This window comes from Halorubrum pallidum (assembly GCF_055380345.1).
This window is the reverse complement of record NZ_AP043945.1, coordinates 1,767,953-1,793,866: the sequence shown is the minus strand read 5'-3', so window position 1 is coordinate 1,793,866 and position 25,914 is coordinate 1,767,953. Positions and strand designations below refer to the sequence as shown.

The 25,914-nt window shown below is 66.2% G+C and carries 25 protein-coding genes and 1 tRNA gene; 10 read left to right on the top strand and 16 right to left on the bottom strand.

All coding sequences use genetic code 11. The features are described from left to right. Positions 1-3: 3 nt before the first annotated feature. The 5 genes from trkA to ACZ45C_RS10745 all read right to left on the bottom strand — a co-directional run bounded on the left by trkA (position 4) and on the right by ACZ45C_RS10745 (position 5,357). Entirely contained in the window at positions 4-1,341 is a 1,338-nt protein-coding gene (gene trkA / locus ACZ45C_RS10765) for a Trk system potassium transporter TrkA (RefSeq protein ID WP_460562701.1), read from the bottom strand. 74 nt (positions 1,342-1,415) lie between these two features. Beyond that, a complete protein-coding gene (locus tag ACZ45C_RS10760) occupies positions 1,416-2,306 on the bottom strand; it encodes a mechanosensitive ion channel family protein (RefSeq protein WP_460562702.1) in 891 nt (296 codons plus the stop codon). After that, on the bottom strand, positions 2,306-2,551 hold the full coding sequence (locus ACZ45C_RS10755) for a YhbY family RNA-binding protein (protein ID WP_460562703.1): 246 nt from the start codon (positions 2,549-2,551) through the stop codon (positions 2,306-2,308). Before ACZ45C_RS10755 ends, ACZ45C_RS10760 begins: the two co-directional genes overlap by 1 nt. Positions 2,552-3,099: 548 nt before the next feature. Then, positions 3,100-3,801 carry an HD domain-containing protein gene (locus ACZ45C_RS10750; protein ID WP_460559156.1) on the bottom strand — a complete coding sequence of 234 codons (702 nt, stop codon included), beginning with the start codon at positions 3,799-3,801 and terminating at the stop codon, positions 3,100-3,102. 107 nt (positions 3,802-3,908) lie between these two features. Further along, complete coding sequence (locus tag ACZ45C_RS10745) at positions 3,909-5,357, bottom strand: DUF7289 family protein (protein ID WP_460559146.1); 1,449 nt, start codon at positions 5,355-5,357, stop codon at positions 3,909-3,911. Positions 5,358-5,586: 229 nt separating this feature from the next. Between ACZ45C_RS10745 and ACZ45C_RS10740 the strand changes: the two genes are divergently transcribed. From ACZ45C_RS10740 to ACZ45C_RS10725, 4 genes are all read left to right on the top strand, one after another. Next, positions 5,587-6,537 (top strand): cation diffusion facilitator family transporter, encoded by a 951-nt coding sequence (locus ACZ45C_RS10740; protein ID WP_460559144.1) that lies wholly within the window; start codon positions 5,587-5,589, stop codon positions 6,535-6,537. Positions 6,538-6,604: 67 nt separating this feature from the next. Then, complete coding sequence (locus ACZ45C_RS10735) at positions 6,605-7,288, top strand: YqjF family protein (protein WP_460559142.1); 684 nt, start codon at positions 6,605-6,607, stop codon at positions 7,286-7,288. A gap of 151 nt (positions 7,289-7,439) precedes the next feature. Continuing rightward, a complete protein-coding gene (locus ACZ45C_RS10730; RefSeq protein WP_460559140.1) occupies positions 7,440-7,904 on the top strand; it encodes a PH domain-containing protein in 465 nt (154 codons plus the stop codon). Continuing rightward, positions 7,901-9,967, top strand: a complete 2,067-nt coding sequence (locus ACZ45C_RS10725; RefSeq protein ID WP_464374318.1) for a PH domain-containing protein — start codon at positions 7,901-7,903, stop codon at positions 9,965-9,967. Before ACZ45C_RS10730 ends, ACZ45C_RS10725 begins: the two co-directional genes overlap by 4 nt. 36 nt (positions 9,968-10,003) lie before the next feature. Here ACZ45C_RS10725 and ACZ45C_RS10720 read toward each other — a convergent pair whose 3' ends face one another. Next, a complete protein-coding gene (locus tag ACZ45C_RS10720; RefSeq protein WP_460559136.1) occupies positions 10,004-11,149 on the bottom strand; it encodes an acyl-CoA dehydrogenase family protein in 1,146 nt (381 codons plus the stop codon). A 190-nt stretch (positions 11,150-11,339) separates the two neighbouring features. Between ACZ45C_RS10720 and ACZ45C_RS10715 the strand changes: the two genes are divergently transcribed. Next, on the top strand, positions 11,340-12,407 hold the full coding sequence (locus ACZ45C_RS10715) for a phytoene/squalene synthase family protein (RefSeq protein WP_460559134.1): 1,068 nt from the start codon (positions 11,340-11,342) through the stop codon (positions 12,405-12,407). A 47-nt stretch (positions 12,408-12,454) separates the two neighbouring features. Here the strand turns inward: ACZ45C_RS10715 and ACZ45C_RS10710 are convergent, their stop codons facing one another. From ACZ45C_RS10710 to guaB, 3 genes are all read right to left on the bottom strand, one after another. Next, positions 12,455-14,413: a DEAD/DEAH box helicase gene (locus ACZ45C_RS10710; protein ID WP_460559132.1), complete on the bottom strand. Its 1,959-nt coding sequence runs from the start codon at positions 14,411-14,413 to the stop codon at positions 12,455-12,457. A 104-nt stretch (positions 14,414-14,517) separates the two neighbouring features. Beyond that, on the bottom strand, positions 14,518-15,102 hold the full coding sequence (locus tag ACZ45C_RS10705; protein WP_460559130.1) for a HalX domain-containing protein: 585 nt from the start codon (positions 15,100-15,102) through the stop codon (positions 14,518-14,520). Positions 15,103-15,230: 128 nt separating this feature from the next. Next, positions 15,231-16,715: an IMP dehydrogenase gene (gene guaB, locus ACZ45C_RS10700; protein WP_460559128.1), complete on the bottom strand. Its 1,485-nt coding sequence runs from the start codon at positions 16,713-16,715 to the stop codon at positions 15,231-15,233. Between the two features lie 308 nt (positions 16,716-17,023). Here guaB and ACZ45C_RS10695 point away from each other — a divergent pair, with 308 nt between their 5' ends. The 4 genes from ACZ45C_RS10695 to ACZ45C_RS10680 all read left to right on the top strand — a co-directional run bounded on the left by ACZ45C_RS10695 (position 17,024) and on the right by ACZ45C_RS10680 (position 18,865). Further along, a complete protein-coding gene (locus ACZ45C_RS10695; RefSeq protein WP_464374317.1) occupies positions 17,024-17,230 on the top strand; it encodes a DUF8099 family protein in 207 nt (68 codons plus the stop codon). Continuing rightward, positions 17,231-18,259, top strand: coding sequence for a DUF5794 domain-containing protein (locus ACZ45C_RS10690; RefSeq protein WP_460559126.1), 1,029 nt, complete (start codon positions 17,231-17,233; stop codon positions 18,257-18,259). Between the two features lie 87 nt (positions 18,260-18,346). After that, positions 18,347-18,571, top strand: a complete 225-nt coding sequence (locus ACZ45C_RS10685; protein WP_460559124.1) for a DUF5795 family protein — start codon at positions 18,347-18,349, stop codon at positions 18,569-18,571. A gap of 119 nt (positions 18,572-18,690) precedes the next feature. Next, positions 18,691-18,865, top strand: a tRNA-Trp gene (locus ACZ45C_RS10680). Positions 18,866-18,984: 119 nt separating this feature from the next. Here ACZ45C_RS10680 and ACZ45C_RS10675 read toward each other — a convergent pair. From ACZ45C_RS10675 to ACZ45C_RS10660, 4 genes are all read right to left on the bottom strand, one after another. Then, positions 18,985-19,170 carry a hypothetical protein gene (locus ACZ45C_RS10675; RefSeq protein ID WP_460559122.1) on the bottom strand — a complete coding sequence of 62 codons (186 nt, stop codon included), beginning with the start codon at positions 19,168-19,170 and terminating at the stop codon, positions 18,985-18,987. A gap of 59 nt (positions 19,171-19,229) precedes the next feature. Then, on the bottom strand, positions 19,230-20,441 hold the full coding sequence (locus ACZ45C_RS10670; RefSeq protein WP_460559120.1) for an LEA/WHy family protein: 1,212 nt from the start codon (positions 20,439-20,441) through the stop codon (positions 19,230-19,232). Between the two features lie 51 nt (positions 20,442-20,492). Next, the gene (locus ACZ45C_RS10665; RefSeq protein WP_460559118.1) at positions 20,493-20,690 is read right to left on the bottom strand and encodes a DUF5800 family protein; all 198 of its coding nucleotides are present in this window, start codon (positions 20,688-20,690) and stop codon (positions 20,493-20,495) included. A 116-nt stretch (positions 20,691-20,806) separates the two neighbouring features. Continuing rightward, on the bottom strand, positions 20,807-20,989 hold the full coding sequence (locus ACZ45C_RS10660; RefSeq protein WP_095635995.1) for a DUF5786 family protein: 183 nt from the start codon (positions 20,987-20,989) through the stop codon (positions 20,807-20,809). Between the two features lie 169 nt (positions 20,990-21,158). Between ACZ45C_RS10660 and ACZ45C_RS10655 the strand changes: the two genes are divergently transcribed. After that, positions 21,159-22,223 (top strand): polymer-forming cytoskeletal protein, encoded by a 1,065-nt coding sequence (locus ACZ45C_RS10655; protein ID WP_460559116.1) that lies wholly within the window; start codon positions 21,159-21,161, stop codon positions 22,221-22,223. A 42-nt stretch (positions 22,224-22,265) separates the two neighbouring features. On the opposite strand, the gene purM is transcribed toward ACZ45C_RS10655, so the two are convergent. The 3 genes from purM to ACZ45C_RS10640 all read right to left on the bottom strand — a co-directional run bounded on the left by purM (position 22,266) and on the right by ACZ45C_RS10640 (position 25,862). Beyond that, entirely contained in the window at positions 22,266-23,300 is a 1,035-nt protein-coding gene (gene purM / locus ACZ45C_RS10650) for a phosphoribosylformylglycinamidine cyclo-ligase (RefSeq protein WP_460559114.1), read from the bottom strand. A gap of 97 nt (positions 23,301-23,397) precedes the next feature. Continuing rightward, positions 23,398-24,066, bottom strand: coding sequence for a metalloprotease (locus ACZ45C_RS10645; RefSeq protein ID WP_460559112.1), 669 nt, complete (start codon positions 24,064-24,066; stop codon positions 23,398-23,400). Beyond that, positions 24,063-25,862, bottom strand: coding sequence for a TraB/GumN family protein (locus ACZ45C_RS10640; protein ID WP_460559110.1), 1,800 nt, complete (start codon positions 25,860-25,862; stop codon positions 24,063-24,065). Before ACZ45C_RS10640 ends, ACZ45C_RS10645 begins: the two co-directional genes overlap by 4 nt. Positions 25,863-25,914: the final 52 nt, after the last annotated feature.

Here is a 25,914-nt window from a genome sequence, read left to right as displayed (position 1 = left end):
CGGTCAGGCCATCGAGGCGAGTTCCGTGGTGAACGCGGTCTCAACGAGCACGATGACGTGGTCCCCCGGCTGGAGGACGGTGTCTCCCCGGGGCGTGACGTGTCGTCCGTCACGGACGATCGCGCCGATGACGAACTTGGCGTCGATCTCCGCAACCAGTTCGCGGATCGGGCGACCGACGAGAGAGCACCCCTCGTCGAGTTCGAGTTCCAGGACCTCCGCCTGGTCGTTCTCGAGGACGGCGATGTTCTCGGCGACGCTCTCGAAGGTGAACCGTATGATCTCCTCCGCGGTCACCGTCCGCGGATTGATCGCCACGTCGATGCCGATCTCCTCGAAGACGGTGACGTAGTCGGCGCTGTCGACCACGCTCACGACGCGGTCGACGCCGAGACGCTTGGCCAACACCGCAGCCAGCAGGTTGCGCTCGTCGGAGTCGAGCGCGGTGACGACGATGTCGGCCTCGTCGACGTGCTCGCGCGACAGGAACTCCGTGTCCGTCGCGTCGTGTTCCATCACGACGGTGTCCGGAAGCTGCTCTGCGATCCACCGCGCGCGCTCTCCGTCCTGTTCGATGAGCCGCGAGGGAAGGCCGCGCTCTTCGAGAACCCGTGCGGTCTGATAGCCGATCTCACTACCGCCGACGATGACGATCTCGTCGGTGTCGTTCGGGGTGGTGGTCGGTGCGATGTCGTTCGCGAACGCCTGAACGCTCTCGGGACTCCCGACGACGACCGCCCGGTCGCCCGGACAGATCCGCGTGTCGCCGCGGGGGATCTCTATTTCTCCGTCGCGGAAGATGCCGACGAAGGTTAGCGATTCGAAGCGGTCGGCCTCTGCGACCGTCTGGTCGGCCACCGGGCTCTCCGCGTCGATCTCGAACTCGGCCATCTGAACCAGACCGCCCGAAAACGGATCGACGTCGATCGCAGCCGGCAGGCCGATGACACGGACGATGTTCTCCGCGGTAAGGAGATCCGTACAGACGAGAAAATCGACGCCGAAGGCGGTCTCGTCGCGCTCCCACGTCTTCAGGTACGACGTGCTTTTCACCCGGGCTATCGTGAAGGAGTCACCGAAGGTTTTCGCGGTTCCACAGGCGACGAGGTTCGTCCGGTCGTCGTCCGTGCAGGCGATGAGCATGTCGGCGTCGGCGACGTCGGCCCGTTCTTGAACCGACGAGTCGGTGCCGTCGCCCGTGATCGTGAGCACGTCGTACTGGTACTTGAGATCCTCCGTGCGGTCGGCGTCGCAGTCGATGACGACGACGTCGTGGTCCGACGCCAGGCTGGCCGCGGTGCTCGTCCCGACCTCGCCGGCCCCGATGATGACCACGTGCATGCCAGAGACGAGTTACCCGAGACTCAAGTTCGTTACTATCGGTGCCACCCCGATACGACGCGGAGCGAACTCGATCAGTTCCCGCCGAACGCGCTCGGCTCCTCCCACGAGTTCCGTCCCGAGACGGTGCGCTGCGGGAACGGGATCGAGATGCCCTCCTCGTCGAATCGCTCTTTGACCGATTTCACGTAATCGGCTCGAGCCTTCACGAAGTCCGCGCGAGAAGGGTCGTCGATCCAGATCCGCGACTGCAGCCCGACGTACGAGTCCGCGAGTTCTGTCAGCCGCACCGACGGGGCGGGGTCGTCCAGAATGGCCTCGCTCCGTTCGGCCTCCTCGACGATGATCTCGGTCGCCTTGTCGATGTCGTCTTCGTAATCGATGCCGAAGACGAACTTCAGTCGGAGCGTCTTCTTCGCGACGGGGTTTTTGATAACGTCGCCCGTGAGCACGTGGTTCGGTACCGTCAGAAGCTCGTTGTCGAACGTCCTGACGCGAGTGACCCGTAGCGAGATGTCTTCGACGACGCCCGAGTTCCCCTGCCACTCGATCCAGTCGCCGATTCGGAACGGCTTGTCGGTGAAGATGAACACGCCCGCGACGAAGTTCTTGAGCACGTCCTGCAGCGCGAACCCGATAGCGAGCGTCGCCGCCGCCCCGATCGTCGCCAGCGACTGCAGGAAGTCGCCGTAGCCGGCCGCACCGAACGCGATCGTTATCCCGGCGAAGAACACGACGAAGGCCAGAAGCTTCTGGATCGGCTTCCGCGCGTGGTCGTCGAGACCGCGGCGGTCGAACACCCGCACTGACAGCGGTATGATCGCGATCTTAAACGCCACGTACACGGCTGCGAGCACGCCGAAGAACGTTATTGCGTCAACGGCCGTGGCCGTGAACGGGCCGAAGTACGGATTCAACGCGCCGCTGATCGCGACGACGGGCTCCGTCGAAGCCGCAGCGGCCATCAGTGGAGCACCGCCGTGTTTCCGCGCGTCTCGATCAGGTCCGCGTCGACCGCGTCGGCCAGTTCGGACGCGAGCTCGTCCGTCGTCGTCCCGCCCCGAGCGGCGCGGAGGAACTTCACCTTGACGAGCGTGCGGTCGTCGAGTTGGTCTGCGAGTTCGTCGACGACCGCGTCGACGCCGTGTTTCCCGACCCAGACGGTGACGTCGAGGTCGTGTGCGTCCTTTCGAAGCTGTTGATCGCTCATACGGACGGCACACGCCCGCGCCCATTGAAGCTTGAGGTTCGAGCCGGAGGTACTTGAGGTTCGAGCCGGAGGTACTTGAGGTTCGAGCCGGAGGTACTTGAGGTTCGAGCCGGAGGTACTTGAGGTTCGAGCCGGAGGTACTTGAGGTTCGAGCCGGAGGTACTTGAGGTTCGAGCCGGAGGTACTTGAGGTTCGAGCCGGAGGTACTTGAGGTTCGAGCCGGAGGTACTTGAGGTTCGAGCCGGAGGTACTTGAGGTTCGAGCCGGAGGTACTTGAGGTTCGAGCCGGAGGTACTTGAGGTTCGAGCCGGAGGTACTTGAGGTTCGAGCCGGAGGTACTTGAGGTTCGAGCCGGAGGTACTTGAGGTTCGAGCCGGAGGTACTTGAGGTTCGAGCCGGAGGTACTTGAGGTTCGAGCCGGAGGTACTTGAGGTTCGAGCCGGAGGTACTTGAGGTTCGAGCCGGAGGTACTTGAGGTTCGAGCCGGAGGTACTTGAGGTTCGAGCCGGAGGTACGACGATCGGGAGCCGCAATACGCCGCCGACTCCTCAGCGGCTGGTGACGCCGTCGGAGTCCATCCGCGAGACCTCCTCTTCGAGCCATTCGCACAGCCACTTCACGCGTTTTATTCGCCGGTGTGCGATGCTCTCGGCGCTGTCGGAGACGACGCGTTCGGTGTGATCGTGTGCCCGCTGCAGGACGCGATCGACCATCTTCGCGGCGTCCATGTGCGTGCGAGACTCGTATCCCATCCGCAACAGCATCAGGACGGCACCGTTCGCGCCCACTTTGTCGAGCACGTCGGCTTCGATCAGACACCGGCTCTCCAGGGGGACGTCGTCGAGGTCGCCCGTGTACGAGTGGTCGACGACCGCGCCGCACACCTCGTCGACGAACGACTCCGGGTAGTTGCCGCGGCTCGTGAGGTACTCGCGGGCGACGCGTGCGCCGGCCTCGGCGTGGACGTCTTGGTCGACCTCCAACTTCGCCACGTCGTGGAACACCGCCGCGACGCGGACCACGTCGACGTCGGCCTCCTCGGATTCGGCGATCTCGGTCGCGAGATCGACGACGTTGAGGATGTGGTTGAACCGGTAGTCGGCCGAGTGCCACGGGTACCACCGCATACGACCGCCGTCCTCCTCGCTTTCGACGCTGGCTGCGAGGTAGTCTCTCACAAACGCCTTCATCTCCTCGAAGTCCTCGTCGCTCACCTCCGTCTCCTTAATCTCGACGCCCACGGGGACCACCTCGAACGAAAAGCTCATGATTCATTACCGTAACCGAGGAGCGTTTCGTTCTTAGGCGTTACGACGGTGCCACGACGGCGGCCCGCCCGCTATTATCTCGGAAAAAGTTAGTCGAACTCGACCTCGACGACGTTCTCGCTCACGTGGAGATAGGTGATCGGGTTCTGTCCGGTACCGCCGGTGATCGTGATTTCCATCTCGGCGAGATCTGTGTCGTACTCAAGTTGCGGATTTCCGCGAGTTTCGAGTGAGTTCGTTACGAACGCACCTCGAAGCGTGGGATTTCCCCTTGTCTCTACGTCTGCGTTCGGCGCGTAAACGATCGCCTCGATCGTCGGGTTTCCATCGCCGCCGCTACCGTCGAGAAACCCTTCGGCGACGTAGAACTGTGTCCGATCGGCGTCGATCGAATCTTCTTCGGTGCCGACAAACGGATCTCCCTGAAGGTCCAGTGAACCGTTGATGTAGTAGGTGACACTGTTGTCGCTGTCATCGACAATGGTGAGATTATTACTTCCAATATTGAAATCGCCATCGACGACGACTGTGACATCTCCATCTGTCGTGTCGAAATCAAGATCGTCGTTGACAGTTGGATCGTTATCAAAGTAGTATGTCCCAGGACCGATTGTACCACATCCATCAAATCCGTCCGTATTCACACAGGATTCGTCGCTGTTGTCGTTGTCATCTGACGCCAATTCAACCATATCTGCAATGTGTGCATTTGGGGAGGGTACGGTCACGTCTTCTTTGTACTGAGTTTCGCTCAATTCCTTATCTGATCCACCTTTATGGCTGTATCCTCCTACGGTGGTCACAGACAATGGTCGGTCGAACGTCACCTCGTCCGGCACGACCAAGCGTGCGACGGTCGTTTGGTTGGCGTCGTACTTGGTCACCGAGCCGTCGGCGCGCTGGCTGAAGAACTCGTACCAGCCCTCGTAGTAGTCGCTCTGGACCTCCACGACGACGGTCCCGTTTTCGAGCGGGTTCCGCGTGGCGGTGACCGCGTCCGGATCGCCCGCGGACCGGCTGACGGTTCCGGTTCCGCGCTGCGGCGTTTGCTCCGTTCCGGTCAGCCGCACGATCGGGAACGTGAGCGTGGTCCCTCGGTAGTGGTACTCCGGCGGCGAGATCATCCGTCCGTAGCCGTTCGAAGACGTCCAGACGCCTCCGCCCTGGAGCGCGACGGTGCGCTCCTCCCCGACGTACTCCAGCGTGCCTATCGAGTCGTTGTACACCGTCGTCTCTCCGTCGGTGCCGTTTTCGATCCGCACCTCGACGTGCCCCGCGCTCTCGTTCAGCCGGAGCTGTCCGCCGTCGACGGATCCGAGGTCGAACCGCCGTGCGTCCGTCTCGCCGAGCGCGACGAGGCTGGACTGCGAGGAGAGCTGCGACATCCCGTTTTCCACGCCCGACGATCGGGCTTCGTCGGTGATGAGTCCGAGCGCGACGCTCCCCGTCGCCACCGTGGCCGTCACGGCGGCGACGGTGATCCCCAGCAGGAGCACGACGCCGATCACCTCGCTCTGGCCGCGCTCGCTGCGGTTCATACGGACACGTCCGTCGCCAACGCATTTAAAATATCACCGCCAGTCCTCAGCGTTGATACGCGGGAGGAGGCGAACCGGTGGCAGCATCGAAGGCGAACCGGTGGCAGCATCGAGGGAGACGCGCTCGTGAGCGGCGAGCGCGTCAGTCGGAGAACGCACCGTCACCCGTCGGCGTTTCCGAAACGCCAGTCACGAGGTTATTAAACGCGGCCGCCGACGGTTCGGACGTATGTGGCGTCCCGGTCCCGGGAGCGAGAAGGCGCGGTTCCGGCGAGCCGCGGCGGTGAACGTCCTCGGGAACGTGGCCAAGATCCTCGTCGAGGGCGCGGCCGGTCTCACCTTCGGGAGCGTCGCGCTCGTCGCCGACGCCGCCCACTCGGTCGCGGACCTCGTCGCGAGCGCCGTCGTCCTCGTCTGGGGGGGCGCGCGGTACGACGACCCGGACGAGACCCATCCGCACGGTCACCAGCGGATCGAACCGCTGACTGCTCTGTTCGTCGGTGCGACGATCGTGATCCTCGGGCTCCTCCTGTTACGCGAGTCGGTCTCGGGGCTTCTCGGTCCCGCGGACGTCGCTGCGAGCCCGATCTTGGTCGCAGCGCTGCTGTTCGCGGTGGCCGACATGTACCTCCTCTACTGGTACACCGAGCGCGTGAACGCGTCGCTGGGATCCACGGCGCTGACCGCTCTCTCGGCCGACTGTCTCAACGACATCTACACGACGATCGCGGCGCTGGTCGGCATCTTCGGCGTCTTCCTCGGATTTCCGGTTCTCGACCCGATCGCCGGGGCGCTCGTCAGCCTCCTCGTCGTGTATCAGGGGATCGAGATCGGTCGCGAGAACGTGACGTACCTGGTCGGTGCCGCGCCGCCGGACGCCGACCGCGACCGCGTCATCGCGGCGCTGCACGACCACGCGGCGGTCGAAGGCGTCCACGACCTCACCGTGTACTACGACGGGACCGACCTGGAGGTCGAAGTCCACGTCGAAGTCGATGGGTCGATGACGCTCCGAGAGGCACACGACGTCGAGACCGAACTCGTCAGAGGGCTCCGCGCGCTCGACGACGTGGGCGACGTCCACGTCCACCTCGACCCGTCCGGACTCGGAGAATGGAAAGACGCCGAGGAGTCGACGGTCGGACCGCCGAGCGGACCGTCCGGCGGCGGTCCGTTTTAACCCTAGACGGTCCACCGAGTCGCCCGTCCGCCGTACCGCCTTTGTCCGTCGAGCACCGACGATCGGTATGGCCGCTCCTCGCTGGCTGGAGATGACGTGGCGCGACGGGCTGTTCTGCCACTGGGCGGTCGACCCCGCCGTCGTCGAGGAGACGCTGCCGCCGGGGCTCTCGGTCGCGGCGTACGACGGCGACGCCTACCTCGGCGTCGTCGCGTTCGTGATGGACGACATCCGCCCGCGGGGGTCGCCGATCGGGCTCTCGTTTCCGGAGTTGAACCTCCGAACCTACGTCGAGGGACCTGCGGGACCGGGAGTCTACTTCTACAATCTGGACGCCGACGATCGGCTCGGCGTCGCGGTCGCGCGGCGGCTGTTCGCGCTGCCGTACTACCTGGCGGAGATGACGGCGCGCCGCGACGGCGAGACGATTCGGTTCACCAGCCGTCGGGTCCACCGCGACGCCCCGCCCGCCCGTTTCGACGCGACCTATGGACCGACGGGGGACGCGTACGTGCCGGACCCGGACTCGCGCGACGCCTTCCTCGTCGAGAACTACCGGTTTTACGCGGCCGGCCGAGAACTGTACGTCGGCGAGATCGCTCACGAGCCGTGGACGCTTCGCGACGCGACCGTCGAGCGACGAGCGAACACGCTGTTCGCGGCGAACGGCTTCGAGCGCCCCGACGGCGAGCCGATCGCACACGTCGCCGACCCGATCGACGTGACGGCCGACCGCATCCGTCCGGTCTGATCGGAGACGCACACCCGCGAACGGTCGCGAACGGCCGCGAACGGCCGCGGGCCGCACCGCTTCGCGCCGCCGCGTACCGACGGCCGGGACTTATAATCCGTCGTCGACAACCCTGGGGTATGACTCTCCGACGCGCGACGGGGGCGGACCGATGACCGCTCAGTCGCTTCATTCCCGCATACGGATCGTGTGGATCCTCCGCGCTGCGCTCCTCGCCGTGTTACTCTCCCTCCCGTTCGCCGCCGCGGCGTATCTGGGGTACCTGCCCAGGTGGTCGCCGGTCGCGGCTGGCGGGGTCGCGCTCGTCGTCGGCGTCGCACACGCCGTGTTGAAGTACCGTCGATGGAGCTACGAGATCCGCGAGGACGCGCTGTACCTCGACCGCGGCGTGATCACGCAGGTCCGGACCACCGTCCCGCTGGTGCGGATCCAGCACGTCGACTCGCGCCGCGGCCCCGTCGAACGCGGCGTCGGTCTCGCATCCTGTGTGGTGTACACCGCCGGTTCACGGGGGGCAGACGTGCGTATTCCGGGACTGACGCCCGACGGAGCGAGCGACCTCCGCGAGGAACTGAAGCGGCTCGCGATCCGCGCCGACGGGGAGGACGCGGTGTGAAGCTCGCGCCCCAGTCGATCCCGTACCGCGCGCTTCAGAAGGTATCGGGATTCGTCGTCGTCGCCTTCTTCGTCGTGAACAGCAACGACTGGGGGCTCCCGCTCGCGATCGGAGTCGCCGGTGCGATGCTCCTCGCCGCCTTCAGCTACGAGACGGCGTACTACCGCCGGTTCGATTACGAACTCACCGCCGACACGCTCGACATCGCTTCGGGTGTGATCTCGCGTCGGGAGCGAGAGATCCCCTACCGACGGATCCAGAACGTCGACGTGAGCCAGAGCGTGATCCAGCGGGCGATCGGGATCGCGGCCGTCGACCTGGAGACGGCCGGCGGATCGAGCACCGAGGGATCGATCCGGTTCGTCACCCCGGACGAGGCGACGAGAATCCGGCGCGAAGTCCAGCGTCGCAAGAGCGGATCGGGCGACAAACGCGGCGCGGGCGCTGACGCCGACGGAACCGCCACCACCGGTACGGCCGACGCGGCGGTCGAGAACGCCGAGGCGGAGCTGTTCGCCATTTCGCCGAAAGAGCTGGCGCTCGTCGGCGCGTTGTCGTTCGACGGCCGCCTGATCGGCCTGTTGGCGTTCCTGAGCTCTGGATCGTTCCCCGTGCTCTCGGGGTTCCTCCCGGAGGCCGACGCCGCGGCGCTTACCGCGACCGCGCTCGTCGCCGTCGGCGGACTGTTCCTCGTGTCGTGGGTGCTCGGCGCGGGCGTCGCGTTCTCGAACTACTACGGCTTCCGACTCTCTCGCGCCGGCGACGAACTGCGGTACGAGCGCGGTCTCTTTCGCCGGTACAGCGGGTCGATACCGACGGAGAAGGTCCAGACGCTCACGATCTCGGACAACCCGGCGAAGCGCGCGCTCGGCTACGCGAGCCTCTCCATCGAGACCGCCGGCTACGCGCCGGGACAGAGCGGCGATCAGGGGAGCCAGTCGGCGGTCCCGATCGCCGCGACAGAGCGCGTCTACCGTCTCGCGCGCGAGGTGGAGTCGTTCGGCGATCCGAGCTTCGAGCGGCCACCGAAGCGGATCCGCTGGCGGTACGTGGTCCGGTACGCGATGGCGGTCGGAGTTCTCACCGGAATCGCGTTCGCTATCGACTGGTATCTTGCCGCTGACCTGCCGTGGTTCGGTCCCCTCGCCCTCCTCCTCGCCGTGCCGCCCGCCGCCCACCTCAAGTGGAAACACCGCGGCTACTGGGTCGGAGAGGACCACCTTCTCACGCGGAACGGGTTCTGGAGCCGCACGGTGGCCGTCGTCCCGTACTACCGGATCCAGAACGTCATCGACAGTCGCACCGTGTTCCAGCGCCGGTGGGGCGTGGCGACGATCGTCGCCGACACTGCCGGGTCAAGTTCACTCACCGGTGACGAGGCCGCCGCCATCGATATCGCGGTCGACGAGGCAAGCGACCTCCGTGAGACGCTTCGCGAGCGGCTCCACGCGGCCGTGGCGGCGCGCCGGCGTGGGCGAAGCGGGTTCGAGTGGATCGAACGTGAACGCGGAGACGAGAAGCCCGGAAGCGACGCGGGCACAGACGCTGGCGCGGGCACGGGCAACGGGGACACCGACAGCGATGCAGTCACGGACAACGAGAACACCGAAGGTGATGCAGTCACAGACAACGAGAACGCCGACGGTGATGTCGTCGGAGACGCCACGGACGCCGCCGCCGAGCCTCCGGACGACGGCGTGATCCGACCCGACTTCGCGGGGAGCGATCGCGATTATTCCGAGCCGGCAGAGCGCGTCGACACCGGCGACTACGCGGTCGATCGGTTCCCGTCGGACGCCGACGTGGCACACCGGAACGAGAGCGACAACGACCGCGACACCGGCGACGACGCTGGCGGCACCGATGGCGATGCTCCCAGCGACGCCGACGACAGTAGCGACGCCGACGACAGTAGCGACGCCGACGACAGTAGCGACGCCGACGACAGTAGCGACGCCGACGACAGTAGCGACGCCGACGACAGTAGCGACGCCGACGACAGTAGCGACGCCGACGACAGTAGCGACGACAGCAACACCGACCACGACGGGCCCGGCCGGTAACTGTCAGAACCTCCCGCTGAACGACCCGACGGCGGCCTACTCGTCGAGCAGCCGCTGGGCGATCGTGTTCCGCAGCACTTCGCTCGTCCCCTCGTATATCTCGGAGAGCTTCGCGTCCCGGTAGAAGCGCTCTGCCGGGAAATCCTTCGTGTAGCCGTAGCCGCCGTGGATCTGAATCCCCTCGTTGGCGACTTCGCGGGCGATCTCCGAGGCGTACAGCTTCGCCTGTGCGGCCTCCTTCACGAACGACTCGTCGCGCATCTTCAGGTCAGCCGCCTCGTGCATCAACAGCTCCGCGGCGCGTGCTTTCGTGTCCATGTCGGCGAGTTTGTGCTGGATCGCTTGGAAGTCGGCGATCGGTCTGTCGAACTGCTCGCGCTCTTTCGCGTACGAGGTCGCCTCGTCGAGCGCGGCACGGGCGATGCCGACGGAGCGTGCGGCGATGGTGATACGGCCCCCGTTCAGCGTCTGCAGCGCCTGCACGAATCCCTCGCCCTCCTCGCCGAGGAGCCGGCGTTCGGGGAGCCACATGTCGTCGAATCGCAGCTCAGCGGTGGGACATCCCTTGTCGCCGAGCTTCTCCTCCGTCCCCTCAACGACGAAACCCTCGTCTGCGTCGGGGCGGACGACGAACGCGGAGATCCCGTCTCGGCCGGCGTCCGGGTCCGTCTTCGCGAAGAGGACAACCGTGTCGGCGACGGAGCCGTTCGAGATCCACAGCTTCCCGCCGTTCACGACGTAGCCGTCGCCGTCGCGCTCCGCCGTCGTAGACATGGAGGACACGTCCGACCCGGATTCCGCCTCCGAGAGCGCGAACGCGCCGATGTCGTCGCCCGCAGCGAGCGACGTGAGGTACTTCTCTTTCTGAGGCCCGTCGCCGAACTCGTATATTGTGGTTCCGGCGAGAGAGGTGTGAGCGGCGACGACAGTTCCGAGTCCGCCGGAGCCGCGGGCGATCTCCGCGAGCCCGAGCACGTAGCTGTGGTAATCGAGGCCCGCTCCGCCGTACTCCACGGGAAACGGCATTCCCATGAGTCCGAGGTCGGCCATTTCACTCACCAGATCCGCGGGGAACTCGTCGGTCGCGTCGATCTCGGCGGCCCGCGGGACGACCTCCTCGTCGACGAACGACGCGACGGTGTCGCGGATCTGCCGCTGCTCCGCGGAGAACGTGAACTCCATGGCGATCGCTTCCCGCACGCCGACTTAGCCGTTTCTACACGGTTGTTCACGGGACTCCGTCAGACGCCGGCTCATCGAGCGGGAGACTCGCCAGCTATCCGGCGGTGTGACGGGCCGCCCGTCCGACGGGCACCCGCTGCGCCGTTCCACGAGGCTTTTTATGCGTTGTGACGTAAGAACGCATACCTGAATGAGCGGACGAGCACACGGCCCGGTCGAACCCGACCTCTCGTGGTGTCACGAGGCGGTTCAGGGCGTCTCCCGAACTTTCGCGCTGACCGTCGATGTGTTGGAGGAGCCGATGGCCTCGCAGATCTGTGTGGGGTATCTCCTCTGTCGGGTCGCCGACACCGTCGAGGACGCGGGACACATCCCGCCTGCCGCCCAGAGCGACGTTCTGCGGACGTACCGCCGCGCGATCGACCCCGACAGCGACGTCGACATCGCGGCCTTCCGCGAGGCGGTCGACGAGTGGCTTCCGGCCCCCGACGACCGCAACGACGACTGGGAGGTCGTCGCCGAAGCCCCGACGATCGTGGCGACGTTCGAGGAACTCGACCCAGAGGCTCGCGCCGCGATCGTTCCCCCCGTCGTCGAGATGGTCGACGGGATGGCGATGTTCGTAGACCGCCACGCCACCGAGGGCGGGCTCCGTATCGACGACCGCGACGAGCTAGAGCAGTACTGCTACTACGCCGCCGGCACCGTCGGCAATCTCATCACGAATCTCCTCACCCGCGGCGACGTCACCGAGGACCGCGCGCGGCGACTCCGCGACACCGCCGAGGAGTTCGGCCTCCTCCTGCAGCTCGTGAACGTCTCGAAGGACGTGTACGACGACTACACCGAGGAGAACAACGTCTACCTCCCCGCGGAGTGGCTCGCCGACGAGGGGGTCGACCAAGAGCGGGTCGTCCACCCGGCGAACAGGGAGTCGTCCGCCCGCGTCGTCGACCGGACCGCCGACTTCGCTCGCTCGTTCCTCGACGACGCGCAGGCGTACTTGGAGACGATGCCGCTCTCGAACGGGAACACGATGGAGGCGTGGACGGTTCCGTATCTGCTGGCCGTGGGAACCCTCCGCGAACTCAGTTCCCGCCCGGAAGACGCCCTCACCGAAACCGGCGTGAAGATATCCAGACAGGAGGTGTTCGCCGTGATGTCAGTCGCCGGCGAAGTGGGCCGTGACTCGCTGGCCGACCTCCGGAAGACGATCGCCCGAACCCCGTTTCACAGGGCTATCGAACCGGCGGACTGACCAGCCGTAACCCCCGTCCATTCTGCGGTTCGTTTCGGCGCGAACTCTCACAGCCGCGAGCGCGCTCGCGGCACCGACGGTACGCTGACGCCGACCGTGTCCGCGAGCGCCTCTGCCGCGCTCAACAGCCACTCCGCGCGTTCGATTCGTGAGTCGAGATCGCCCGGGCCGATCCGATAGGCCTCGACGAGTTCCTCTGCGGTCGCGCCGCCGATCCACTCGTCGAGGATGCGAGCCGTCTTCACCGACTCCAACCACTCCTCGAAGTCGCCCGTCTCGTGCATTCCCGTAGTCAACGCCCCGGCATTCGCTCGTGCGAACCGGTACATCTCTGCGCGTTCCTCGTTGCCGAGGTAGGTGTCTTGCATGTCCGGCGTGTCGCAGATCAGTTCGAAGGCGGTGAGCGTCCTCGCGTCCGACATGGCCGCGGCGGTCCGGAGGCCGTCGACGATCCGCTCGCCCGTCTCCGGTCGCACGTACTGCTTCGAGGTCGTCTCGCCGACCGGCGTGGCGACCAGTCGGTAGTCGCCGACGCCGCCCGCGGTCTCCCGACGTACCATCTCGGCCGAGACAAGATCGTCGACGGCGGCCGCGACCGCGTCCGCCAGCCCGCCGGCACCCGCCTCGCGAGCGTAGAACGTCCCCTCGAACACGTCAAGGATCTCCGATTCGGTCTCGGCGAATCCGGTCGCGATCGCCGAGAGGACGTGCGTCCGCAGCGAGGCCGGATCCGCGAGCGTCGATTCGACGGCCTCCGGCTCGCCCTCGATATACCGCTCGACGAGGTCGTCTCTGGTGTCCGGATCCCCGACGAGTACGGCCTCGCCGTGTGGATCGAGCCCGGGGCGGCCGGCTCGTCCGCACATCTGGTGTACTTCGAGAGTCGGAAGCCATTCCATCGCCGACCCGGAGTAGCGTTTCTGATCGCGAACGACCACGCGCCGCGCCGGGACGTTGACTCCCGCCGCGAGCGTCGGTGTGGCACAGATACAGGCCAGTTTGCGGTCTCGGAACGCAGATTCGACCACGGCGCGGTGACCGGACCGCAGACCGGCGTGGTGGAACGCGACGCCCGACCGGAGGCAGTCGGCGAGCTGGCGGCCGGTCACCGTGCCATCGACCGCGGCGGCCTCGTCGCCGACAGCGGCCGCGGTCGCCTCGATCCCCATCCGCTCTGCGAGCCCGTCCGCGGCGAGCCGCTGTGCCAGCGACGCCGCCTCCGCCCGCGACCGCACGAACGCGAGACACTGCCCTCCCTCGTCGACCGTGTCGCCGACGAGCGCGGCCGTGACGTCGGTGTCGGCGTGGTCGCCGCGTCCGCCCTCGCGAGCGGATTCATCGATCGGGACCTCGCGGGCCGTTCCGTCGTCGAATGCGATCGACTCGCCGACGGCCACACCGGTACGGAGGTCGACCGGTCGCCAGTCGGACTCGACGAGAGTCGCGTCCAGCCACGCCGCGATCGCCTCCGGATTGTCGACGGTCGCCGAGAGCGCGACGACCTGTATGTCCGGATTCTTCCGACGGAGCGTCGCGAGCGTCACTTCGAGAGTCGGCCCGCGACGTTCCGCATCGAGGAGGTGGACCTCGTCGACGACCACGCACGCCAGTTCGTCGACCCACGACGCGCCGTTCCGGATCGCTGAGTCGACCTTCTCGCTCGTCGCCACGACGATGTCGTTGCCCGCGAGATCCCCTTCCGACGCTGCGAAGTCACCGGTAGAGATACCGACGTCGAGTCCGGGCAGCGCCGCGAACGACTCGTACTTCTCGCGGGCGAGCGCGCGGAGCGGACAGACGTACAACCCCGGACCATCCGCCGTCAACAGGCCGAGCTGTGCGATGAAGGTCTTTCCGGAGGCGGTCGGGATTGCGGCGACGACGTTCGATCCTTCACAGACCCCGGCGTCGACAGCCGCCGCTTGCGGCGGGTACAGCTCTCGGATCCCCCGCTCGACGAAGTGGTCGGTGTGCGACGCCGAAAGCGGGAGATCCCGAACACGCATTGGATCGCTGATTCGGCGGCGTCGTATTTAAACAGTCGCCGCAGATATCTGTCTCCGCGAGACGCCGTCTCGCCGCCAGAAATCACCGACTTTCGTTCGACCGTTCACTCTTCTACGTCGAACTCGGAGAACAGCCGCTCGAAATCGTCGTCTTCGGTCACCGCTTCCAGTGAATTGTCCGCCTTTGCTCGGAGCTCTTCGATCCGCTCCGTCAGATTCTGGTACTCCTCGTTGTCGGCCAGCTCCGTGGCGCTCTTTTCGGTTTCTAGTATCGCTTTCTTCGAGGTCAACGAGAACAGTTCCTGAACGTCCGTGTCGTACTCGCCGCGGCGCAACAGCCCGTCGACAGTCTCGCGGAGGGTGTCGCTCGTGACCGGCTTCACGAGGTAGTCGTCGAACCCCATCTTCAGGATATCGAAGTCCGGCTCGACAGCCGTAACCATCGCGACGCGGCAGTCGATACCGCGCTCTCTGACGGCCGAGAGCACCTCGTCGCCGGAGAGCCCGGGCATTCGTCTATCGAGCAGGATCGCGTCCACGTCGTCGTCGGCCTCGTCGATCTGGTCGAGCGCCTCCTGTCCACCGTACGCGGTCAAGACGCGGTACTCGTCGCCGAGCCACGCGGCGTACAGGTCGGCCAAGTCGGGTTCGTCCTCGACCACGAGGACGAGCGGCGGTTGCTCACTCATGATTGACCGGAGCGACGAGGTGTTCGCTCACAGGATTCGTCTCTGCGCGGACTATATTAAAATACCTTTTCTGGTCTGCGTCGCCGCTTTCGCCTCCCGGCGTCCGGCGGGATCGGTCCCCGCCCGGCTCACTCGTTCGGGCTGTAGTTCGGGGCCTCGTCGGTGATCATCACGTCGTGCGGATGGCCCTCGGTCTGGCCGGCGCTGGAGACGCGAACGAACTCGGCCCGCTCGTGGAGCCCGGGGACGGTCTCCGCGCCCACGTATCCCATCCCTGAGCGCATGCCGCCGGTGAGCTGGTGAAGCTCGGAGGCGAGGCTGCCCTTGTACGGCGTCGCGGCCTCGACGCCCTCCGGGACGAACTCCTCGTCCTCGCTTTCCTCTTTGAGGTAGCGGTCGCCGCCGCCGGACTTCATCGCGCCGACGGAGCCCATCCCGCGGTACTGCTTGTACTTTTTCCCCTGCATCGTGATGACGCGCCCCGGTGCCTCGTCGGTACCGGCGAAGTACGAACCGAGCATGACCGCGTTCGCGCCCGCGGCGAGCGCCTTGATGGCGTCGCCGGAGTAGCGAATTCCACCGTCGGCGATAACCGGAACGTCGTGTTCGGAGGCGACATCCGCGACCTCGGACACGGCCGTCATCTGCGGCATCCCCGCACCGCTCACGACGCGCGTCGTACAGATCGACCCCGGTCCGATACCAACCTTCAGTCCGTCGGCGAAGTCGATCGCGGCCTCGGCGGCCTCGCGCGTCCCGACGTTCCCGACGACGACGTCGGCGTCGACCGTCTCTTTGATCGCTCTCGCCGAGTCGAGCACGTTGAGGTTGTGGGCGTGCGCGCAGTCGATGAAGATAACGTCGACGTCGGCCTCGTCGGCCGCGACCGCGCGCTCCTCCTCGAACGGACCGACGGCGACGCCGGCGAGCAGTCGTCCGTCGTCGTCGCGGGCCGCCTCCTCGTGTTCGCGCCGCTGTAAGATTCCCTGCATCGTGACGAGCCCGACGAGCCTGTCGTCGTCGACTATCGGGACGCGCTCGATCTTGTGATCGTACATCAGCTCCAGCGCCTCGCGGGCGTCGACATCCTCTGGCGCGGTGATGACCTCGTCGGTCATCGCCTCGCGGACCGCGTCGTCCTCACCGACCTCCAAGTACGGACGGATGTCAGTCCCCGAGATGATCCCGAGCACGGTGTCGTCGTCGTCGATGACCGGCGCGCCGGAGACTCCCTCTTTCTCCATCAGCTCATCGGCCTCGCGGACGGTGTTGTCGGGCGAGACGGTCACGACGTCCTCGCGTCGAATGACGAGTTCGTGGGCGCGCTTGATGCGCTCGACCTCCGCGGCCGTCTCCTCGACGGTCATGTTGCGGTGGAGGACGCCGAGCCCGCCCTCGCGGGCCATCGCGATCGCGAGATCGCTCTCGGTGACGGTGTCCATCGCCGCCGAGAGGACCGGGACGGTGATTTCGACGTTCTTCGAGACGCGCGCGGAGAGGTCGGCGTCGTCGGGCTCGACTCGGCTCTCTTTGGGTCGAAGAAGCACGTCGTCGAACGTCAGCGCCTCTGGAACGTCAAGCTTCACAGAGAATTGGCCAGAATCTGTCGCCATATAAACCGTCGTGAGCCCCCGATAAAAAGCGTTGCGAGTCAGCACAGACGTGCACGTCGTTGTCATCCAAACTCACAAATGATACACAAATGTGGATCAACGAGCGCACGATCGTGAATCCACCGCTCGTGGCCTCGAACGTATCGGCCATGTATCGGCCGAGCGCTGCTCCGGCGTGGTTCCGTCGCCGTAACCGGGGATTTTTAGGCGTATCCATATGTTCTATATAAAGAACGTCCACACATCCGCAATCGTGTGCGGGTACATATCACACAACCTTTAACGCGACCGAAACGCGTATACCGTGTATGGACTCCGACAGTCCCGTGACCACGCGCACCGCCGGCCGGCCGATCTGTGATCTCGGCATCGGCTTTACAGCCGGCAATACGCGCAAATGGTTTACAGGGGCTCGTCGGGCCGCTCGCGGATTCGACTCCGTTTGCCGGGCCCTCGGCTATCGCGGGTCGTCCGCTTCCCACCGCCACCCCCCCGGTCAGGGATATCTGCCCTGAATGAGCGTCTCACGTCATCCTGTCGCCCTCCGCCTAGAGCGGAGAGTCGGCAGCGCGACGAAGCTGCTCGCGACCGTGATGGTGCTCCCGCTCGTCGACGGGATCTTCCCGGCCCTCGTCGTCGCCGGCGTCATGGGGACGGCGACCGGCATCGTCGAGACCGGAATCCTGATATTCGGCGGATCGGCGACCGCGGCCGTGATACTCGCCGAGATGGACGGGGACCGCAAGCAGATGGTCTCGTCGGTGCTGTTGATCGGCGCGGTCATCGTTCCGCTCGCCGCGGTCGAGGCCGCGTTCGCACCCACCTTTCGGGGATTCCTGAACCTCCCCGTCTTCGAGCGGTTCGCCGGACTCGTTATCCTCACGATCGCAGCCAAGACGGCGAGTTCCGAGATCGGCGAACACCTGCCGAGCCCCGGCGTCATCATCGCGCTCGGACTCGTCGCGAGCTTCGAGCCCGCCGGCTTCGCGATCGAGACCTCGCCGGAGTACGTGGTCAACGGGGCCGCCGCGGCCGGCGTCGGCGTCGCGTTCGCGCTGACGATCGCGGTTTTGTCCCCGCATCTCCGCGGTCGCGTCGATATCGACCGATTCCGGTTCGGGTCCGCGGTCGCGCTCGGCGTGCTCGCGTTACCGATCCTGCTCGGTCCGTTCGACCTCATGCAGACCGACGCGCCGATCGCGCTCGCCGTGCTCGCCGTGACCGCCCTGTTCGCGTACGATCCGAACGCCGGCCCGTCCGCGGAGCCCGGTGCCGACCCCGACCGGCCGGGAGACGCGCCAGCGAACGGTGCGTCGCCCGACGGAGATGCGTCCGCGTCCGACGATGCGATTGCGGACAGCGACGACGCGGACGGGTTGGAGCCGACGGATCCGCCGCTCGACGCCCCGCCGGCCGAACCCGGACACATCGTCGACGACGACGTGGCGGTCCTCGCGAACGGCGGCGAGCCGTCGGAGACCGACGAGGAGTCCGACGGAACGGATCCGTTCGCGGAGGACGATTCGCGCGCGCCCTGGCTGTAGGTCGACGGTCGGAGCGGAGGGCCGCTACTCGGCCGTCCGATCTGCGCGTGTCGCCGGTGTTTAGGTGCTCCGTCGCGTACGCCGGGTATGTCAAACCGCGTCGTGCAGGGGCGGATGGTGACGCCCGAGAAGCTGGCGGAGCTAGTCGAAGGCGAGTCGGTGTTAGAGGCGGAATCCATCACGGACGCCGACCGCGACTGCCCGGAGTGCGGCGGCGACGTCATCTCGGTCGGATACATGCCGAGCGTGACCGAGTTCATAACCGGGTTCAAGTGCCAGGAGTGTGACTGGAGCGACGACGATCGGGAGTGACGGCCGAGACGATCGGCACGTTCGCCGACGGGGATTCGTCGCGCTCGCGTCCCTCGATCGGCCGCGATCGAAACCCCTTTATCCGCGTTTCGGCAAGCAACTGATGCGAGATCACGCGTGGGGCTGTGGCCAAGCCAGGCATGGCGACTGACTCCAGAGGCCCGCGCCCGGGACGACACTCCAGACTGATATACCGAGCGGCCGACTGATCATCGGTCGCGTTGACGACCCTCTGGAGTTCCGAGGCGCACCGGAGATATCAGTCGATCGGGGGTTCAAATCCCTCCGGCCCCACTATCTCGCTTTCTACTCATCGAGAGATATCTGTGAATCTCAACAGCTACTGAGTAGTGAAAAGAGGTGAGACAAGTGAGTTGTCTCGGCTGATAAGCGTATGCACCCTCGGTCTACGGTCAATTATCGAACCGCACCGACCACTCGATGAACTTCTCGAAGCCGAAGAAGACGGTCACAAAGACGACCGCGAAGACGAACCATCGGACCACGTCGAACTGGCCGGTGAACGCCAAGACGTTGAAGATGTACGAGATGGACGCGCCGACGAACCCAGCTACGTACAGTCGCCTTCGGGGATCCATAGTGTATCGTACAAACGTCGAGAATATAACACTACTGCTCGCTCCACACGATTCACCGCTTAAAGCGGCAGCACGTCGCCGTCGTCGGACTGATTTTCGTCGTCGGTCGTATTGTCCCCGTCACTCGTCGTTTCGTCGTCCGTCGTGTCGGTCGTCGAGTCGTCGCTGGTGCTGCCGGAATCGCTGTCGCTGGTGTCGTCCCCGCCGTCAGTGGTGTCTCCGCTGTCGTCGGATTCGCCGTCCTCACTGGTCTCGGAGTCGTCACCGCCTGCGTCGTCCGTGTCGGAATCGCGCACGTCCTCGCCCTCGTCGAACATGTCCGTTTTCATCGTCTCCTCGTAGGTGAGTTCGTCCATCGGGACGGTGATCTCGTCGCCGGACGGGAGTTCGATCACGGCGTAAAACTCGATTCGGAGGTCGCTCACTTGATGGCCGTTGACCTCCTCGTCGAGGTGGGTCACCCACCACTCGTCGAGCCGCTGGTTCTCCAGAGCGGCGGTGAGACCGATCGTCTCGGTGCTGTACGAGGAGATGGCGTACTCCTCGTCGGTCTGACCGCCTCCCATCTCGACGCCGTTCATGGTGACATCGTAGCCGATCTCCGAGATAACGTACGGTTCGAGGTTGGGGTTGTACACGACGAACTCCATGTCGATCGGCGTCTCGGCCTCGCTCACCGACCCCCACTGTCCCCGCGTCTCGTTGACGTAGAGGACCGGGTCGTCGGTCAGTGCGCTGTCTGCGTTCACCGGCCGCGTCTCCTCGGAGTTGAACGCGCCGAGGATGTCGGTCTGGACTTCACGCTCTCGGGTGAAATCCACGCCCCGTCCGAGCCGCTCCGAGGTGACGGTCGCGTCGATACCCACCGTCGTCTGCTCTCCGTTCCGAACGTGACTGACCCACCACGACGGAATCGCGTCGTTTCGGAGGGCGGTGTCGAGTTCCAGCGTGGAGTTTCCGGTCCCGAGTTGCACTCCCTCCCGGCCGCCCTGAGCCATCTCGATTCCGTTCATCGAGACCGTGTAGTCCACGGACACGCCGTCGAGTCCGACTCCGACGGGATTCGGATTCGAGACGACCAGATCCGTCTCGATCGCGGTCGTCTCGTTCGTGACGTCTCCGAACGTGTTGTCGATCGTCGCGACGCTCGGCACACCGAGAACGCCGACGGCAAATGCTCCGCCGACGGCGGCGACGACGATGAGGAGCCCGACGAGACCGGTCCTGATCTTCGAACTCGTGAGCGCGGACACGATGCTGCCCGGGTTCATACCCGCTCAAATCGACCGGCGCCTAAAACCGTACCGTCTCGGGCGGTCTGATCACAGCACGTCGCCGATCCGCACGGGCTCGCCGTCGAGCTCGGGACTTTCGGCGACGATCTGCAGGACCTCGTGGTCGGTGACGTCGCGGTACCCCTTGCCGGTCGCCTCCTCGATCAGGTCCTTCTCCAGTTCGAACTCGGTTCCCTGGTAAACGACATTGACGCCGTCTCTGGTGAACGTGAGGTCGGTGCTCATGGCGTGGTGTACTCTTCGACCGAATAAAAGGGACGTGACACGTGGTGCGGCGCTTCGGAACCGATATGTCGAATGTATCTCGGCTCGGACGAGTGTGCCGAATGCAGTCCGACGAACTACTCGTCGTCCGCGTCGTCTTTCATCTCCGAGAGACGACCGACGAGGTCGTCGGTTGACGCGCCGCCCTCGATGGAGACCTCGCCGTCGTGGTCGTTTTCGTGGACGTTGACCGCGCCGTCGTCGTCAGTGTCGACGTCCTGGTCTTTCTGTTCGCTCTCGTCGTACGATCCGAATCCCATACGTCACAGTTCTTCGCGACCCTGAAAAGGATGGTGACCCTGTGGTACCTCGAGAGTGAACACCACGCAGACGTGTTCCGCGATTGCCCGTCTTCGTCGCTGTCCCACGCCGTCCGACGTCCGTCTGACGTCCCCCACGGTTTATACGGGCGGAGAGAGTTCTCCCGGTGTGTCGCTGCGAGGAGGCGGTCCAGTAGACGAACTCGCGGTCCCGTCGGAGACCACCGTCGAGGAACACGACCTCGTCACCGACGGCGACGTGCTCGTCGGGAGTCAGTCGACGGTGGAGTTCGGGCTTCGCGGACGCAACGTCGCACTCGGGGAGCGCGTGAGCGTCGGGAGCGACATCGAGGCGGAAGGCGACTGCCGGCTCGACACCTGGTGTTCCGTCGACGGAAACGTGCTCGTCGGCGAGGACGCGTACATCGGCGAGCGGGTGACCGTCACCGGCCGGTTGATGGTCTCCGGTGACCTCGACATCGGCGACGACGTGACGATCGAGGACGGGTTCGAGGCGAACGGGTGGATCGTCATCCGGAACCCCGTTCCCACGCTCGTCTTCTACTTCATCGTCCTCTCACAGCTCCTGCGGATCGGCGAGACCGACGCGGCGGACGAGCTCGCGACGGCGCTCGCCGACGGCGACGACGTTCGCGATCCGCTTCTCGTTCCGCGCGGTGCCGAGATATCGGACGACGCGTGGCGCGTCTCCACGCCGGCAACCGTCGGAGACGACTGTCGGCTTCACGGGAACATCCGTGCCGAGTCGATCCGCATCGGCGAGCGAAACGAGGTGTTCGGTTCCCTGCGCGCACGCGATGACATCGGAGTCGGGACGGACACGGTCATCCACGGCGACGTCACCTCCCGGGGCGGGACGGTCACCGTCGAGGCCGGCGCGCGGGTGCTCGGAGACGTTTCCGCCGGAGACCTGACCGTACACGAGGACGCCGAGATAGACGGCACGCTCCGCGCCCGCGGCGAAATGAAGCTCGTCCAAGAGATCGATCGGGAGCGGTCGAGCGGTCCGTCGGGCGAGCCGGGCGACGCAGAGACGAGTGACTCGGGAGCGGGCGACGCGGAGACGGGTAGTGGGGCCGGATCTGAGAACGACGGGCGCGCTGGCGAAAGCGATGTCGAGAGCGACGGTGACGACCGTGACGCGGACGAGTCGACGCCGACGACCACCGAGGACACGGAATCGGCGGCGGACGCCGACGCGGAAGCGACGTAACCGAGCACCGGGCGAAAGAGCGCGCCGCGGCTACCGACTGACTTACAGCTCTAGCTCGCGGATCGACACGTGTCCCTCGCCGTCGTCGACGTGGCCGATCACGCGCCCGTCGGTCGCCGCGGCCAGCGCGTCGGCGTCGTCGGCGTCGACGGCGGCGACGAAGCCGGTTCCCATGTTGAACGTCCGGTGCATCTCCTCGTCCGTGACGTTCCCTTCCGACTGAACGAACTCGAAGACAGGCTGGGGATCGAAGGGGTCGGTGACGACGTACCGGTTGTCGCCGAGCCGTTCGAGGTTCGTCCAGCCGCCGCCGGTGATGTGGGCGGCGCCGTGAACGCCGTGGTCGCGCATCGGGTCGAGCAGGTCGGTGTAGATTCTGGTGGGTTCGAGCAGCGCCTCGCCGAGGGTGTCGTACCCGTCGAACGGACAGGGGTCGTCGTACGCGTGCTCGCGCGTCGCGGCTTCGCGAGCGAGCGTGAGTCCGTTCGAGTGGATACCGGAGGAACGCCAGCCGACGAGGGCGTCTCCCGGCCGTGCGGAGCCGTCGAACACCCCGTCTTTCGGCGCGAGTCCGGCGCAGGTGCCAGCCAAGTCGAGCCCTTTGATCACGTCCGGCATCACCGCGGTCTCTCCCCCGACGAGCGCCATGTCAGCCAACTCTGCGCCGCGAGAGAGCCCCTCACCGACCTGCTCGGCGAAGCGCTCGTCGGGCTCTTCGACCGCGAGGTAGTCGACGAAGGCGACGGGCCGCACGCCGGCGGCGACGAGGTCGTTGACGTTCATGGCGATGCAGTCGATCCCGATCGTCGAGTAGTCGCCGAGCGCCTCGGCGACGAGCAGTTTCGTCCCGACGCCGTCGGTCGCGAGCGCGAGGTAGCGGTCGCCGATGTCGAGTAGCCCGGCGTAGTCACTGTCGGTCCCCTCTCCCGCTTCGCCGACGCCGACGCCGCCGCCGACAGCGCCGACCAGCGCCGCGGTCGCGGCCTCGCTCGCGTCGATGTCGACGCCGGCGTCGGCGTAGGTGAGTTCGTCGTCGGCTGCGGTGTCGTCTTTGTCCGGATCGTCGCCCTCGGTCATGTGTGTCGAGGGACGCCCGCGGAGCAAAAGCGCACCGTTCCCGACGGGAGCGAGACGTCCACGAGACGCGCGCGAGATGCGGCCGTGGCGCAGCGGCTCAGAACGGCCCGCCGAAACCGAGTCCGCCGACGAACACCAGTCCGACGGCGAGCAGGACGGAGGGAACGAACGCGACGACCCAGACCGGCTTGCTCCACCCGATCACGGTCTTCCCGTCGAGGGGACCGTAGGGGATCAGGTTGAACGCGGCGAGGAAGACGTTGATCGCCACCCCGCGCGCGCCGATGAGCGAGAGGATCGGGCTTCCGAGGGCGCCGCCGGCGGCCATCGCCGGGAGGAAGACGAGCGCCAGAAGGAGGTTCACGACCGGTCCTGCGAGCGCGATGTGGCCGTGCTCGCGCGGTGTCAGCCGTCCGCGGTGGTGGACCGCGCCGGGCGCGGCGAAGATGAACCCCAGAAGCGAACTCATCACGGCGAGAAACAGCATGCTGGTATCAGCGCGGAACTCGGCGACCTGATCGTAGCGAACCGCGACGACCTTGTGCGCCAGCTCGTGGAGGAGGAACGCGACACCCGCGGTCGAGAGCGCGACCGCGAGCGGCGCGACCACGCCCGCGTCGACGATCCGTCCGAGTCCGGCCGACCCGCCGGCGAAGAAGAACATGAACGCGACGCCGAGCGCGAGCCACGCCACGAGCAGGTCGCGCAGTTCGGTTCCGCTAAAGTACAGCCCGGCGATCCGCCGGCCCTGTGGAGTGCCGCTCATGTTCCCCCCGTGACCGCGTTCCCGATCAGTTCGGCACCGCGTCTGGCGCCCTCGATCATCAGCCGGCTCACCTCGTCGACGCCGCCCACCTCCGCGCCGAACATCGCGGGGATGACGTACACGGCGAAGAGGAAGCTCGCGACGATGCTGCCGACGTTCGTCATCGCGACGATAATGATGAGCCGGAAGAGAGGCACGTCGAGCATCGCCGAGACGAGGTCGCTCGGCGAGAGAGACTCGTCCGAGAGCAGGTCGTTGAGCGTCCCGATGTCACCGACGTTCACCGTCAGGCTCCGGAGTTCGACGTAGCCGGTGAACCAGCCCGGGGCGAGCATCGGGTTGATCGAGGTCATCCACGCGACGGCACCACCGACGCCGGCGGACAGCCAGCGCGCGCCGGCGATCTTGGCGAACGCGAACGCGAAGACGCCGTTGATCAGGAACCACGCGCCGAACAGCCGGAAGAGGAAGGCATTCTCGACGCCGGCGAGCGCGAGCAGGACGAAGAAGGCCACGAACCCGATCGTGATCCCGTACCCGACAAGCTTCTTCCACGGGAAGCCCCGGCCGCCTTCGCGGCCGACGAGGTCCGCCATCGGCGGGAGCGTCGACGGGTCCGCGAGGTACCCTTCGATCCCGGCCCGGTGCCCCGCGCCGACGACAGCGACCACGTCGTGGCCTGCGTCGCGGAGGGCGACGAGCCGGTGGGCGATGAACGCGTCGCGCTCGTCGATGAGCGCCTCCGCGCCGCCCGGCGAGAACTGGCGGAACTCCTCCATCATCATGGTCACCACGTCGGCGTCGGTGAGGTCCTCGACGTCGAGCCCCTCGATCCCGTCGTGTTCCGAATCGCTTCCGCCGCGTCCGGACAGACTGAGCAACCCCGCCACGACAACGCCGAGCGTGAGCCCGAACGCGATCCCGAGGCCGAGGCTACCGATCGCGGTCACGGTGAACCCGCCGAGATACGTCGCAACGAACCCGTCCGCGAGGCCGAGCGCCGCGACGGCGATCCCCGACCCGACGCCGAGCGCGCTCGCCGCGTAGAGCCGCCCGTCCGGCGAGAGACCGACCTTTCCGACCTGATCGACGGCGACGCCGACCGCCACCGCGACGAGCACCCCGCCGGTGACGCTCGTTAACAGCGCGTCTGAGATCCCGAGCGCGCCGCCGAACAGGCCGATGATCGGCCCGGCGAGGAGCCCGACGAACAGCCCGACGACGACGCCGACGATCCGAGGGTCTGTGATACCGAACGCCAACCCGCCGACCATTCGGAGCTTCTCCGTGATCGACATCCGCGCCCAGAACCGCTGGATCGTCGTCTGGATGTCGCGATCGACGAGCGCAACGTCGATCCCGAGCCCCTCCGCGACGTCTATCGCCGCGCGCATGTCGGCACCCGGTTCGATGTCGAAGCGGTCGCCGAGTTGCGTCTGCACGTACGACAACATCCAGTACGCGAGAAACTGGAAGACGGTGTTCCCCTTCAACAGATCGCCGGCGTCCAGGTCGTCCGGCGTCTCGCCCTGCATCTGGCGGTATCGCCCCTCGTCGAGTTCGACGGCGACGACGTCGGGGCGCTCTCGCTCGATCGTCTCTTCGACCTCGTCGACGGAGCGCTCGGAGACGTGGGCGGTCCCGACGACCGTCACCGAACCCGCCGACTCCCCGGACGGAGCCGCGGCCGATCCCGACACCGGATCGGTCGACGGATCCGGCGACGCGTCTGCCGGGGAGTCGCTCGCCGTCGGGGCCGACGGGTGACCCTCGGCGTCCCCTGGCGTCTCTGTCATTGCCCCGTCCTTCTCCGTCACCGCGTTTAGGGTTTGTGAGTCGGTAGTGGGG

Excerpts from the sequence above, each read along its gene's own strand:
- ACZ45C_RS10715 (WP_460559134.1), top strand. The coding sequence starts at position 11,340 with ATGAGCGGACGAGCACACGGCCCGGTCGAACCCGACCTCTCGTGGTGT.
- ACZ45C_RS10670 (WP_460559120.1), bottom strand. The coding sequence starts at position 20,441 with ATGAACCCGGGCAGCATCGTGTCCGCGCTCACGAGTTCGAAGATCAGG.
- ACZ45C_RS10755 (WP_460562703.1), bottom strand. The coding sequence starts at position 2,551 with ATGAGCGATCAACAGCTTCGAAAGGACGCACACGACCTCGACGTCACC.
- ACZ45C_RS10690 (WP_460559126.1), top strand. The coding sequence starts at position 17,231 with ATGAGCGTCTCACGTCATCCTGTCGCCCTCCGCCTAGAGCGGAGAGTC.
- guaB (WP_460559128.1), bottom strand. The coding sequence starts at position 16,715 with ATGGCGACAGATTCTGGCCAATTCTCTGTGAAGCTTGACGTTCCAGAG.
- ACZ45C_RS10720 (WP_460559136.1), bottom strand. The coding sequence starts at position 11,149 with ATGGAGTTCACGTTCTCCGCGGAGCAGCGGCAGATCCGCGACACCGTC.
- ACZ45C_RS10710 (WP_460559132.1), bottom strand. The coding sequence starts at position 14,413 with ATGCGTGTTCGGGATCTCCCGCTTTCGGCGTCGCACACCGACCACTTC.
- ACZ45C_RS10745 (WP_460559146.1), bottom strand. The coding sequence starts at position 5,357 with ATGAACCGCAGCGAGCGCGGCCAGAGCGAGGTGATCGGCGTCGTGCTC.
- ACZ45C_RS10705 (WP_460559130.1), bottom strand. The coding sequence starts at position 15,102 with ATGAGTGAGCAACCGCCGCTCGTCCTCGTGGTCGAGGACGAACCCGAC.
- ACZ45C_RS10660 (WP_095635995.1), bottom strand. The coding sequence starts at position 20,989 with ATGGGATTCGGATCGTACGACGAGAGCGAACAGAAAGACCAGGACGTC.
- purM (WP_460559114.1), bottom strand. The coding sequence starts at position 23,300 with ATGACCGAGGGCGACGATCCGGACAAAGACGACACCGCAGCCGACGAC.
- ACZ45C_RS10730 (WP_460559140.1), top strand. The coding sequence starts at position 7,440 with ATGACCGCTCAGTCGCTTCATTCCCGCATACGGATCGTGTGGATCCTC.
- ACZ45C_RS10735 (WP_460559142.1), top strand. The coding sequence starts at position 6,605 with ATGGCCGCTCCTCGCTGGCTGGAGATGACGTGGCGCGACGGGCTGTTC.
- ACZ45C_RS10695 (WP_464374317.1), top strand. The coding sequence starts at position 17,024 with ATGGACTCCGACAGTCCCGTGACCACGCGCACCGCCGGCCGGCCGATC.
- ACZ45C_RS10760 (WP_460562702.1), bottom strand. The coding sequence starts at position 2,306 with ATGGCCGCTGCGGCTTCGACGGAGCCCGTCGTCGCGATCAGCGGCGCG.
- ACZ45C_RS10665 (WP_460559118.1), bottom strand. The coding sequence starts at position 20,690 with ATGAGCACCGACCTCACGTTCACCAGAGACGGCGTCAATGTCGTTTAC.
- ACZ45C_RS10685 (WP_460559124.1), top strand. The coding sequence starts at position 18,347 with ATGTCAAACCGCGTCGTGCAGGGGCGGATGGTGACGCCCGAGAAGCTG.
- ACZ45C_RS10740 (WP_460559144.1), top strand. The coding sequence starts at position 5,587 with ATGTGGCGTCCCGGTCCCGGGAGCGAGAAGGCGCGGTTCCGGCGAGCC.
- ACZ45C_RS10645 (WP_460559112.1), bottom strand. The coding sequence starts at position 24,066 with ATGAGCGGCACTCCACAGGGCCGGCGGATCGCCGGGCTGTACTTTAGC.
- trkA (WP_460562701.1), bottom strand. The coding sequence starts at position 1,341 with ATGCACGTGGTCATCATCGGGGCCGGCGAGGTCGGGACGAGCACCGCG.
- ACZ45C_RS10675 (WP_460559122.1), bottom strand. The coding sequence starts at position 19,170 with ATGGATCCCCGAAGGCGACTGTACGTAGCTGGGTTCGTCGGCGCGTCC.
- ACZ45C_RS10640 (WP_460559110.1), bottom strand. The coding sequence starts at position 25,862 with ATGACAGAGACGCCAGGGGACGCCGAGGGTCACCCGTCGGCCCCGACG.